This window comes from Variovorax sp. S12S4 (genome assembly GCF_023195515.1).
GTDB lineage: Bacteria > Pseudomonadota > Gammaproteobacteria > Burkholderiales > Burkholderiaceae_C > Variovorax.
In genome coordinates, this window is record NZ_JALPKR020000002.1 from 1051486 (window position 1) to 1064078 (window position 12593).

General features: G+C 64.7%; 8 protein-coding genes and 1 pseudogene. 5 read left to right on the forward strand and 4 right to left on the reverse strand.

Going from position 1 to position 12593, the window contains the following annotated elements:
* Nucleotides 1-184 precede the first annotated feature (184 nt).
* The 4 genes from M0765_RS05495 (at nucleotide 185) to M0765_RS05510 (ending at nucleotide 7344) form a co-directional block, all read left to right on the forward strand.
* A complete protein-coding gene (locus tag M0765_RS05495; protein ID WP_258502456.1) occupies nucleotides 185-2167 on the forward strand; it encodes a serine protease in 1983 nt (660 codons plus the stop codon).
* 262 nt (nucleotides 2168-2429) lie between these two features.
* Nucleotides 2430-4790, forward strand: coding sequence for a hypothetical protein (locus M0765_RS05500; protein WP_258502457.1), 2361 nt, complete (start codon nucleotides 2430-2432; stop codon nucleotides 4788-4790).
* 81 nt (nucleotides 4791-4871) lie between these two features.
* Nucleotides 4872-6500 (forward strand): peptide chain release factor 3, encoded by a 1629-nt coding sequence (locus M0765_RS05505; protein ID WP_258502458.1) that lies wholly within the window; start codon nucleotides 4872-4874, stop codon nucleotides 6498-6500.
* Nucleotides 6501-6507: 7 nt separating this feature from the next.
* Nucleotides 6508-7344, forward strand: coding sequence for an HAD-IIB family hydrolase (locus tag M0765_RS05510; RefSeq protein WP_258502459.1), 837 nt, complete (start codon nucleotides 6508-6510; stop codon nucleotides 7342-7344).
* Here the strand turns inward: M0765_RS05510 and M0765_RS05515 are convergent.
* Complete coding sequence (locus tag M0765_RS05515; RefSeq protein ID WP_258502460.1) at nucleotides 7334-8602, reverse strand: MFS transporter; 1269 nt, start codon at nucleotides 8600-8602, stop codon at nucleotides 7334-7336. The genes M0765_RS05510 and M0765_RS05515 overlap by 11 nt on opposite strands.
* An 87-nt stretch (nucleotides 8603-8689) precedes the next feature.
* Here M0765_RS05515 and M0765_RS05520 point away from each other — a divergent pair, with 87 nt between their 5' ends.
* Nucleotides 8690-9292 carry a TetR/AcrR family transcriptional regulator gene (locus tag M0765_RS05520; RefSeq protein WP_258502461.1) on the forward strand — a complete coding sequence of 201 codons (603 nt, stop codon included), beginning with the start codon at nucleotides 8690-8692 and terminating at the stop codon, nucleotides 9290-9292.
* On the opposite strand, the pseudogene M0765_RS05525 reads toward M0765_RS05520, so the two are convergent.
* From M0765_RS05525 to M0765_RS05535, 3 genes and pseudogenes are all read right to left on the reverse strand, one after another.
* Nucleotides 9246-10225, reverse strand: a pseudogene (locus M0765_RS05525) (Bug family tripartite tricarboxylate transporter substrate binding protein). The gene M0765_RS05520 and the pseudogene M0765_RS05525 sit on opposite strands and share 47 nt — an antisense overlap.
* Nucleotides 10226-10322: 97 nt before the next feature.
* Complete coding sequence (locus tag M0765_RS05530; protein WP_258502462.1) at nucleotides 10323-11369, reverse strand: histone deacetylase family protein; 1047 nt, start codon at nucleotides 11367-11369, stop codon at nucleotides 10323-10325.
* A 39-nt stretch (nucleotides 11370-11408) separates the two neighbouring features.
* Nucleotides 11409-12458, reverse strand: coding sequence for an ornithine cyclodeaminase (locus M0765_RS05535; RefSeq protein ID WP_258502463.1), 1050 nt, complete (start codon nucleotides 12456-12458; stop codon nucleotides 11409-11411).
* Nucleotides 12459-12593: the final 135 nt, after the last annotated feature.

The following is a 12593-nucleotide window of genomic DNA, read 5'->3' on the forward strand; positions in this document are numbered from 1 at the left end:
TTCGGCGCGTGGATCGCCGCGCGCTACGACGAGGCCGGACTGCTGTTGCATGAACCCCACTCTCACCCGCTGTTTTTATGCGTCTCGTGATGTTTCGCATACAAAGCCGCAGCCATATTTGCTGACATCGCGCAGCACTCGTTCACAATGACGTGTCGAATCGTAACGAGTCAAAGGGTGAGGAATGCGCGCGAGTCTTGCATTGGGGTGGAGCACGATCTTTTTGTCAGCGTTGCTGGCGGCATGCGGAGGATCCGGCAGCGGCGATGCCAGCGGTGCTATTCAGGTGCCGGCAAAGTCAAGCAGCGCCGAAACAGCGCCCAAGGCCGAGGAGCCAACGCAGACCTCGAACGCCGCCTCCGTCCTGATTGAGCCCAGGGTTCAAACCCCGGAAAACGCGACGGTTGACGTCAGCCCGTTCAAGGACCGCGTACTGCATCGGGGTCCGGTGCCCCAGCAGGTGGTCCTGCCCGCCTTGCCGCCGGAAAGCACTTTCCCGCTGAAATCGGCGCCAGCGATCTTTGGTGTTCCGTCCAAGATCGGCGTCGCCCGTCAGATCACGCAAGGCGCCAGTGCAGAAGCGGTGACTGCCATGACGAGTTGGACTCCGTCTGATCGCGGCGGAAATCTGGCCGCGTGGCGCGTTGTTTCACCAAAGGCCAAGGGCGTTCGCCTCGGCCTGCGCGTTGAACATCTTCCGCTGGGCACCATGGTCCGTTTCTATGGTGACGCAGGCGAAAAAATGTACGAGGTGTCTGCGCACGAGATCGCAACGGTCATTCAACGCAATCTGGATGCGGGCGATTCGAGCGAAAACGCGCGAATTTACTGGTCGCCCAACATGGGCGGCGAGGCCCTTACTGTCGAACTCGAAATTCCGCCGAATGCCGCGCCGGAATCGGTAAAGATCGCGCTTCCCATGCTCTCGCACGTGAACATCGACATTACCAATCGGGAATCGTTCGACAAGATCGGCGAAGCCGGCAGTTGTAATCGAGACGTGAGTTGCGAGTCTCAATACGCTGCGCTCAGCAAGTCCGTCGCATTGATGGACTTCGTCAAGGATGGTGGCAATTATGTGTGTACCGGCACATTGCTCAACGACCGCATGTCGACCGGGACGCCGTATTTCTTGAGCGCCAACCACTGCATCCCCAGCCAGACGGTCGCCTCGACGCTCTACACCTTGTGGTTCTACAAATCCGCGACTTGCAACAGCACGCAGGTCAGCCCCGCACTGGCGGCCATGACCTCCGGTGCCACGCTGCTGTACGCACAGGCTGACACCGACACATCTTTCATGCGACTGAACTCCCAGCCTCCGGCGGGAGCGTTGTTTGCGGGATCCAGCCCCTTCGGACCCGACCTCTTCAACGGCCTCTCGAACGATGTGTATGGCGTCCACCATCCTGAGGGCGACCTGCAAAAAGTCAGCGAGGGCACATACGTCGGGACAGCGGCCTGCGGTGCCGACAGTTGCCAATTTTCATCGAGCAGTGCCGCAAAGCACCTGGCAGTGAGATGGTACCGGGGCGTAACGGAAAGCGGCAGCAGCGGCTCCGGCCTCTTTCGCAGGCTGAACGGCAAGGATTATCTTGTCGGGCAATTGCAGGGAGGCTCGGCGTCCTGCAGCCGGCCCCTCGGCTATGACTTCTACGGGCGTTTCGATCTCCCCTTCCACGCCGCGCTGCAGCAGTGGCTCGACGCCCCTTCGACCACAGTGCGTACGACCGTTTATCGCTTCTACAACACCCGCACCGGTGCGCATTTCTATACCGCCAACGTGCCGGAGCGCGATCTCGTAATTTCGAAGCTGCGCGACTACAACTACGAAGGTCCCGCCTTCTTCGCATTCGGCGCCCAAGCCCCCGGGACCACGCCGGTGCACCGCTTCTACAACACACGCAACGGCACGCATTTCTACACCATCGATGAGCAGGAACGCGCCAACATCGCTGCCACGCTGCCGTGGTACCACTACGACCACGTGACCTGGTTCGCCAGTACCTCAGAAGGCAACGGAGCGCAGCCGATGTTCCGCTTCTACCATGCGCGCAATCAAACTCACTTCTATACGATGAACGCGAGTGAGCGCGACAGCATCCGGCAGAACCTTCCCGAATACGTCTACGAAGGTGCCCGCTATTTCGCCTGGGGCAGTCCGTGAACTGACGCCGAGGCAGACAGCGTCGCGGGTTCGGGCAATGGGTGAAACGCGTGGAGTAGTAGGAAAACAAAGAACGGCTGCCTCTATGCGAAGAAAAATATCCTTTTGCGCCCTGCTAGTCTGCTGCCTGCTTGCAGGTTGCGGTGGAGGGACCGAAAACGCATCGAATGGTTTGGGAGAGGCGGGCTCCTCGGCAAAGGCAGCCGGGCCGGGCGGGGCGGGTTCTACCGCTGGGACCGCGATCACAGCGATCGCCGAGGGCGTGAACGGCAAGGCCGATGAGCTCTTCCTGGTCAATCGCCCACTCGCAAGGAGTCCCTTCGCGTTCGCACGAAACGGCCAGTTCCACGTTTTTGCGGGAAATGGTTCACAGCAGCGCCTTCAGATCGACTTCAGTCCGAACCGATACCAATTCTGGGACGATCAAGGACATTCGACATCGGGAACGTTTTCACCCGACTTCACCCAGCCCGGCACCTACGTCTTCGAGGCCAGCGGCACTCGCGACAAGGCCGCCATCTCGCGGTTCCGGATCACGGACGATGCGGTCGTCGGCATGTTTCCGTTTCCAGAGTTCCAGGCACCGCAGTTGACCAAGGCGCGCCCGTTCATCGGCGTGCGTACGCTGGTCACCAATCCGTCGGAACTCGATGGAACCTATAACCGTTTCGCCATGGCGCTGGTCTATGCAGATGCCACCGCGCAAACTGGGTTCTGGGGCTACTCCGTCGTCCACCAGTTGAGAATTTCAGGAGGCGGCGCGACCCTTGACGTGTGCCGCTACGACCGCCTCGAGTACCGGCTCGATGCATGCCCAGCAGGCTTCAGGAAAACCCACGCCCTCGTGCGCGGAAGCAAGGCCGGTTTCTGGCGACTACTGAAGGACGACGGTTCAGGCGAACAACTCGATTTCGCGATCGCCAGGATCAACAACCAGAACGTATACCTGGCAGCGGGCGCGGTGCAGGGCCCTTCCGCCGGTATCCACGACCTGCAACTGCGCGTGGGCCTCCCGGACGCGCCGGGCTGGACGACTGGAGTGGTTGAAGGGCCCTCGTGGAAAAGCATTTCGGGCAACCTCGCCCTGCCGTGGAATTCGGTCGCGTGGAACAGTATCACTCTCGGCGCGCAGGAGAGTCGCCATGCGCAGTTCACAAACGAGGGGCAGTGGCATCACGCGCTCAGCGGTTTCTCGACTTCGCCCTCCTCTCCGAACCTGAAGGTCGGAGGAGGCCTTCCGCTTCTGGGCCTTCAAGTCATCGGCCAAGGCGCAGGATTGACAGTTGGCGTGGTGCGACCGCTCGACAATGTCGGGTATCCCCACGGCAATGGGAGCTTCACGCTGGCGTTGGCGGATGCGGCCCCGCTGGTGGATCCCCGCAGCGGAAGCTATGAACTCTCCGCGGCCAACGGGACAAGGCACCGGTTGAGCCTCGATTTCGAGGATGGAACATTCCGGATCGAGGACTCCCAGGCACACGGAGAGACCGGAACCTTCGCGCCGGACCCGCGGGAAGAAGGAAGTTATGTCTTTTCGAGCGTCCGGCTTCCGAGCGGCAGCACTGCTGCAAAGTTCCAGCCTACCGGGAACGGCATCGTAGGGACATTTCCGCTGCCCGATGCGGGCTCGTCGCCGGTGTACAACGTTCGTCCTTTCATCGCCGCCAGGTCCTTCGTGACGGATGCTGCACAGCTGAGCGAGGAGTTCACCCAATTCACGACCACGCGCTCCTCCGCCGGGATCATCGACTCCGGGCTTGGCGCAACCCGGATCAACGCAGAAGGGACGCAGTTGTTCGTCTGCAACAACTGGACGGTCTATGCGTTCCAAGCCTGTCCGGCCGACACCATCCTGACCTATGACATCGTTCGAGGCGATACGCCAGGCGCCTGGGTCGCAACCCGGACGTCAGAACCTTTCGACCGAAGCAATTTCCAGGTCGCCCGCCTGAACGGCAAGAAAGTGTTCCTGCGCAGCACCGTATCGTCGGCGGCCGGCAGCTATTCCTTCAGGATCGGATTACCCGCAACGCCTGAGTTCGGCACGGGCCGCGCCTACGGCGCCGATACCGATGGGGCGTCCGTCCTTGGCGATTTCAAAGCCGATCGGTATGACAGTGTGCGGACCAAGGTCGACGGCAGTACGGACAACCTCTCCTTTTCCCTCGCGCCCTATGGCGGCCCGGCAGGCCTCAAGGGAGGCTCACGGTATGACGTGCCGAGCGACAAGTACGGCGCGTTGCAGACCGCCGGCCTCGGCGTTCTTCTTGGCCTGCGACAAAACGTTCGTACGCAAGGCTATATGCAGCTGATGCTCATGAATCAGGCGCTCCTGGAGCCGTTCCGGGTCCACGTCACTCTGAATGGCAGTCCCGCCACTTCGACCGGCAGAGGGTCCTACGCCGCGCCGCCCGGCTCGACCATCAACCTCACGACGACCACCGACGTGGAGTGGAGCATCTTTGCTCGCTGCAGCGGCTGTTCCTCCTCGCCCACGGTGACCACGAACAGGCAACTCTCCTTCCCGGTGAATTCGGCGGTACCAGGCTTCATCGATGTGACGGCACGAAAATTGTCCACGGGTGCGTACAGCTTGCTCACCATCGAGGTAGGCTCCCACTGAATCGGCAATCCCCAGTGGGCCAGGAGGTATCCCTGGGGGCACTCTTCTAAAATCGGGTCTTACCCCCGCAGATTGCCCACCTTGTCTTTTGTTGCCGAAACCCGCCGCCGTCGCACCTTTGCGATCATTTCCCACCCTGACGCCGGCAAGACCACGCTGACCGAGAAGCTGCTGCTTTTCTCCGGCGCGATCCAGATCGCCGGCTCGGTCAAGGCGCGCAAGGCCTCGCGCCATGCGACTTCCGACTGGATGGAAATCGAAAAGCAGCGCGGCATCTCGGTGGCCTCGTCGGTCATGCAGATGCTGTACCGCGACCACGTGATCAACCTGCTCGACACGCCCGGCCACAAGGACTTCTCGGAAGACACCTACCGCGTGCTCACGGCGGTGGACTCGGCCCTGATGGTGATCGACGCGGCCAACGGCGTGGAAGCGCAGACGCGCCGGCTGATCGAGGTTTGCCGCCAGCGCGACACGCCCATCATCACCTTCGTCAACAAGATGGACCGCGAAGTGCGCGAGCCGCTCGACATCCTCGACGAAGTGGAGCGCGAGCTCGGCATGCCGTGCGTGCCGATGACCTGGCCGGTCGGCCAGGGCAAGAGCTTCCGCGGGATCATGAACCTGCGCACGCAGACGATGACTGTGTTCGAGTCGGGCAGCGAGCGGCTGCCGCAAGATTTCGAGACCATTCCGCTCTCGGAGCGCGACACGCTCACCAAGCGCTTCGGTGCCGATTTCGAATCCGCCATGGACAGCATGGAACTGGCCACCGGCGCCTCGCCCACCTGGGACCGCGAAGCCTTCCTGGCCGGCAAGCAGACGCCCGTGTTCTTCGGCTCCGGCGTGAACAACTTCGGCGTGATGGAAGTGCTCGACGCGCTGGTCGACCTCGCGCCGCCGCCGCAGTCGCGCACCAGCACCACCATGGTCAACCGCCAGCCGGTGGTGAAGGAGATCCAGCCCGAGGACAAGGACTTCGCGGGCGTGGTCTTCAAGGTGCAGGCCAACATGGACGCCAACCACCGCGACCGCATCGCCTTTGTGCGCATGGCCTCGGGCAAGTACACGCCGGGCATGAAGCTCAAGGTGCAGCGCACCGCCAAGGAACTGCGCCCCACCAGCGTGGTCACCTTCATGAGCCAGCGCCGCGAGGCGGTCGAAGAGGCCTATGCGGGCGACATCGTCGGCTTTACCACCCACGGCGGCGTGCAGCTGGGCGACACCATCACCGACGGTGCGAGCCTGCAGTTCACGGGCCTGCCCTTCTTCGCACCCGAACTCTTCATGACCGTGATCCTCAAGAACCCGCTGCGCACCAAGCAATTGCAGCAGGGCCTGGCCCAGCTCGGCGAGGAAGGTGCCATCCAGGTGTTCCGCCCCGAAATCGGCGGGCCGATGCTGCTGGGCGCCGTCGGCCAACTACAGTTCGAAGTGGTGCAGCACCGGCTGAAGGCCGAGTACGACGCCGACGTGCGGCTCGAAGGCTGCCAATACACCGGCGCACGCTGGATCACGGCCGACTCGCCGGCCGAGCTGCGCGAGTTCGTCAACGCCTACCCGCAGCGCATGGCGAAGGACGCGGCCGATACGCTGGCTTTTCTGTGCACTTCGCCTTACGACGTGCGGCTGGCGCAGGAGCGGTTTCCGAAAATTCATTTCCATCCGCTGCGCGAGCACGCGGGCCTGGCGCTGCAGAGCGCGGGCTGAGCCGGGCATGCGCCCGCCGTCCTCCCTGCCGCCCTCGCCGACCCACCTGCTGCCGCTGGCGCAATGGCCGGCGGCAGCGCGCGGCAACCTGATCGGTGTGTTCACCGACATCGACGACACGCTCACCACCGAAGGCGCCATCACGCCCGATGCGCTGAAGGCCCTGGGCGACCTGAAGGCCGCCGGCCTCCATGTCGTGGCGATCACCGGCCGTCCCGTCGGCTGGAGCGTGCCCTTCGTTTCGGCGTGGCCGGTGGATTCCATCGTCGCGGAGAACGGCGCGGTCGCCTTGCTGCCCCTTGCCGGTGGCAAGCTGCAGAAGCGCTACCAGCAGGACGCAGCAACCCGCGCCGCCAATTTCGACCGCATGCAAGCCGTGTTGGCGCGCATAGAGCGGGAGATTCCGGGCGCCCGGCGCGCCACCGACTCGCCGGGCCGCGAGACCGACATCGCCATCGACCACAGCGAGTTCACCCAGCTGAGCGAGGAAACCATCGCACAGGTGGTGGCGCTGATGCGCAGCGAAGGCATGCACGCTACCGTGAGCAGCATCCACATCAACGGCTGGTACGGCGACAACGACAAGCTCGAAGGCGCGCGCTGGATCGTGCGCGAGCTCTGGGGTCGCATGCTCGATGACGAAATCGACCGCTGGGCCTACGTAGGCGATTCGACCAACGACCAGCTGATGTTCCGCACCTTTGAGAGCAGCATCGGCGTGGCGAACGTTGCGCGCTTCGTGCCGCAGCTGGAGCACCTGCCGCGCTACGTAACCGAAGGCGAGCGCGGCGCGGGCTTTGCCGAGGCGGCGCGGGCCGTGCTCTCGGCGCGCGCTACTCGCTGACCGGCAGGCTGCGCCCCGGCGCGCCCCGCAGCGCCGCCCATTGGCGCCAGGCGCCGAAAGCCGCGATAAGCAGCAGCACAGCCGCATAGCCTTCCGCCACACGCAGCAGCCCCAACGGCGCCACCAGGAAGCCCGCGAGCATCGCAGGCAAGCTGAACGCAAGGTAGGAGACCACGAAGATGGCCGCGAACAGCTCGCCGCGCTCATGCGCATCCGCGAGCGGGGCCAGAATTTGAATCAACGCCGAGAACGCGCCGCCGAAGCCGATTCCCGCGACCGCCGTACCGACGAAGAAGAGCGTGAGCGACTGCGTGGCCAGCGAAGCGAGCAGCAGCACCAGCCCGATCGCAATGCTGACTGTGCCGAAGATGACCGAACGAGGGGCACCCAGGCGGCCCAGCAGCGTGGGCGCGACCGCGCCAAAGCCCGATAGCACCGCGATCGTGAGGCCGTTGACCACACCGTTGTCGATGCCGAACACGTGGTGCATCAGCGAGGGAGCGAGCGACAGTTGCAGCCCGCCGAGCGCCCACACCACGATAAACACCGGCAGGCCGCGCGCAAACTCTTGCCGCGCCCGCACGGGAATCGAGACGCGCGGCACCAGCGAGGCCAGCGCACCGGCACGCGGCGTCACGGTTTCCGGCAGCCACAGCACGGCGACTGCGCCCAGCACGAACACCGCCGCCAGCACACCGAAGACCAGCGCCACCGGCACGCCGGTGAACTTGACCGCCATGCCCGTCAGCAGCGCCCCCACTGCGAGCCCTGAGAGTGGCGACACGCTCGTGATCAACGCCCCCAGCCGCTTGCGCGATGCCGGCGCCGCCTCGACCACCGCTGCACTCAGCGCGCCGCTTGCCACGCCCGTGGCTACGCCCTGCACGATGCGCGCTGCGATCAGCCCCGCGATGTCATGCGCCCACAAGAAAAGCCCCATCGCCACGGCCTGCAGCACCAGCGCCGCCAGCACCACCGGCCGGCGCCCGATGTGGTCCGACAGCGATCCCGCCACCAGCAGCGAGATCAGGAGCGCAATTGCGTAGACCGCAAAGGCCACCGTGAGCATCGACGCCGAGAAACCCCAGGCGTGCTGAAACACCACGAAGAGCGGCGACGGCGCGGCCGCCGCAAAGAAGAACGCAAAAAGCACCGCAGCGAGCAACACAAAGCTGAGCGACGCCGGAAGACGCCAAGGCTTGGACCGAGTGGCGGTGGCGGCTGTGGCAACCGCGAGTTCAGGGCAGGAAGACGGCATGGCAGATCCTTAACGCAACTTTTTTAGCTTTTGCGATTCTAGACCTGCATACCCCTAAAGCAAATATCTTTGCGTTAAAGTGTGGCCATGAATGATGTCGTTCTTCCCAGCAAGCGGCCCGGCGGCCGCAGCGCGCAAGTGCAGGCACTGGTGCGCACCGCCCTCGAGGAATTGGTGGCCGAGCAGGGCCGTGAGCGCGTAACCGTGCCCGCCGTGGCCGAGCGCGCGGGCGTCAGCGCCTCGAGCATTTACCGGCGATGGGGCGACCTGTCAGGCCTGCTGGCCGAAACCGCAACCCACCGGCTCGACCCGAACCGGCCCTTGCCAGATACGGGTTCGCTGCGGCAGGACCTGGTGGCCTGGGCGCAGGAACTCATCACCCATCTGGCGCAGCCCTGCAGCAAGTCTTTGTTGAAAGCCGCAGCCGCGTTGGCCAACGACGGCGCGGACACCGACTGCCTGCGCAACCGCCGCAAGGAGGCGGCCACGCTGGTCGAGCAGGCGCACGCCCGCGGCGAGCATGCGCCCGAGACGCAGCAAGTGATCGATCACCTGATTGCGCCCATCGTCTTCCGGCTGGTGTTCGGGGCCGAGCCGGTGAAGCCCGAACTCGCCCAGCGGCTGGTGGACGAACTGTTTGCGATCAGTTCGCCTTCGGCGGCTCCTTCGCCAGGCCCAGCTTCTCGATAACGGCCTTCTCCTTCACCACGGTCTCCTGCGCAAACTTGGTATAGGTTTCCGAGCTCATGTAGTTCGGCAGCATGTCGTAGCGGCCAAGCGACGCCACATAGCTCGGCTCTTCCATCGCCTGCTTGAACGCATCGTGCAGCTTCTTCACCACCTCGGGCGGCGTGCCCTTGGGAGCGCCGATGCCGAACGGCGAGTTCTGCACCAGGTCGTAGCCCAGTTCCTTCAGCGTCGGCGCATCGGGGAACTTGGCCAGGCGCTTTTCGCCCCAGGTGTTCAGCACGCGCAGCTTGCCGGCCTCGACTTGCGGCGCAAAGCCGGTGCTGTCGGCGGCGGCCATCAGCTGGCCGCTGACCACCGCGAGCATCAGGTCGGCGCTGCCCTTGTAGGGCACGTGCTGCAGTTCGATGCCGGCCTTCTGCGCAATGATTTCGGTCGTGAGGTGCGGACTCGTCAGGTTGCCGGTGGAGCCGTAGGTGAGCTTGCCGGGGTTGGCCTTGGCGTAGGCGACAAAGTCGGCCCAGGTCTTGAACGGGCTGCTTGCCGGCACCACGATGCCGAAGGCGTATCCCGTCACGTTGAGGACATAGCTGATGTCCTTGAGCGGATCCCAGTTGATCTTGGTGGTGTAGCCAAGGCGGAACACGCCGAGCGGGATCTGCGCGACCGTGTAGCCGTCGGGCTGCGAGGTTTGCAGCGCCTGTGCGGGCAGCGTGCCGCCGGCGCCGGGCTTGTTGTCGACGATGACGGGCTGGCCGAGGATCTTGCTCGCGTTGTCGGCCAGCTGGCGCATGGTGATGTCGGTCGGGCCGCCCGCCGGGAAGGCGATGACCAGCTTGATCGGCTTGCTGGGAAAGGCCTGGGCAAGCACCGCCAAGGAAAAGCAAGTCCGCACGCGGCAAGCGTGGCGGCACAAAGAAGGGAACGGCGGGACATGGCGGAAGACTCCTGAAACTGAAATGAACCGCGCATTGGGCCTTGCCCCGCCGCCCCCGGCAATCGGGGCTCACCCCACTGCTGTCGCCGAGGTTGCTCAGCCGGCCCGCTGGCCGAAACCTTCGAGCACGTTCACCGTGTTGATGCCCACTTCCGCGACCGCGTAGCCACCCTCGAACACGAACACCGTGGGCAGCCCCGCGCCTGCGAGGTCTTCGCCCATGCGCAGGTAGTCCTCGCTTTTCAGCTTGAACCCGGAGATCGGATCGCCCTCGAAGGTGTCGACGCCGAGCGACACCACCAGGGCACCGGCCTTCACTTTCGCGATGCCGTCGAGCGCTGACTTGAGCGCCGTGCGCCATGCGGCAAAACCGGTGCCGCGCGCGAGCGGCAGGTTGTGGTTGAAACCCTCTCCTTGGCCGGCGCCGCGCTCGTCGGCATGGCCGAGGTAATACGGGTAGTCGGTGAGCGGGTCGCCGTGCAGGCTTGCAAAGTGAACATCGCTTCGCTCATAGAAGATGGCCTGCGTGCCGTTGCCGTGGTGGTAGTCCACGTCGAGCACCGCAACGCGCTCCACACCGGCGTTGCGCAGCGCCTCTGCGGCGACCGCGGCGTTGTTGACAAAACAGTAGCCGCCAAAGAAATCGGCGCCCGCATGGTGGCCCGGCGGCCGCGTGAGCGCAAAGGCGGAGCGGCGACCGCCAATGACGCGCTGCGCCGCGGTCCATGCGCAGGCGGCGCCATGCCGCGCGGCGTCCCAACTGCCCGCCGTGAGCGGCGTGCCCGCATCGAACGAGAACAGGCCCAGACGGGCCGGAAAACTCTGGGGCAGCACATCGGTGCGCATGCCGCGCGTGGGCCAGTAAGAAGGCAGCGCATCGCGCGAGGCGTTGGCTGCGTCGAGCGCCACCCACTCCTCCCAGGCATGCGCGATGAAGTCCAGGTAGCGCGGCGCATGCACCTTGGCGAGCAGCGCCTCATCGAACGCATCGGGCACCTGCAACGGACCCAGGGCTCGACGCTCCAATTCATGCTTCACATGGTCGACGCGGGCCGGCACCTCGAAGCACGGCACCAGCTCGCCGCGGAACATCTCGACTTTGCCTTGGTGAAGTGCGTGCTGGTCGTTGTAGATGGTGAGCATGAATGAAAAAGCAGGTGGGCGTTGCTGCGAAGCCGCCCATCATGCCGCACGCCGCAGCACCGCACGGCGCCGGCCGGATGCAGTCAACCCGAACAGATCCTTCGGGTCGTCCAGCTCGGGCACCAGCGCAATCTGCTGGCCCACACCCCGCTCGATGGCCAACTGGTGGATGTAGCGCAGCGCGGTGTAGTCCTCGAGCGCGAAGCCGACCGAGTCGAACACGGTGACCTGGTCGGCGGTTTCGCGGCCCGGCACGTCGCCGACAAGCACCTTCCAGAGTTCGTGCACAGGAAAGTCGGCCGGCAGTTGCTGGATCTCGCCCTCGACGCGGGTCTGGGCCTCGTACTCGACGAACACGCGTGCCAGGCGCAGCACATCGGGGTGCAGCTCGGTCTTGCCGGGCGAATCGCCGCCCACGGCATTGATGTGCATGCCGGGCTCGATCATGTCCGGCGTGAGGACGGTGGCCTGCCCCTGAAATGCGGTGACGGTGGTGACGATGTCCGCGCCGCGCACGGCATCGGCCACGGAATGCGCGCGCACGACGTCCAGCGGCGTGCACACCGAGAGATGGCGCACCAGCTTGTCGGTCGCCCGCGGGTCGATGTCGAACACACGCACTTCCTCGATGCCCAGCAGCGCATGAAAGGCCAGCGCCTGGAACTCGCTTTGCGAGCCGTTGCCGATCAGCGCCAGGCTGCGCGAGCCGGGCCGCGCCAAGGCCTGCGCCGCCATGGCCGAAGTGGCAGCGGTGCGCAGCGCGGTAGTGAGCGTGAGTTCGGACAACAGCACCGGGTAGCCGGTATCGACCTCGGCCAGCACCCCGAAAGCCATGACCGTGGGCAAGCCGACCGACGTGTTGTGCGGATGCCCGTTGACGTATTTGAAGGCGTAGGCGCCGTCGTCGGCCACAGGCATCAGCTCGATCACGCCGAGATGCGAATGGCTGGCCACGCGCGCTTTCTTGTCGAACTCGCGCCAGCGCAGGAAATCGTCGCGCAGCGCGTCGGCCAACGCCTTGAGAAATTGCGGAACGCCGGTTTCGTCCACCAGGCGAACCAGGCTGTGAACATCGATGAAGCGGGTCATGACATGGCTCCTTGCGTAGCCCCGGCACGGCGCTTCATCCTGTCACCCGACTCGATCCCCCATGGCTGATTCAGGATGCGCCTGCGCCAAGGATTGAAGCCATTGTGCGCCGCCTTTCGGCGCTTTGCGAGCCCC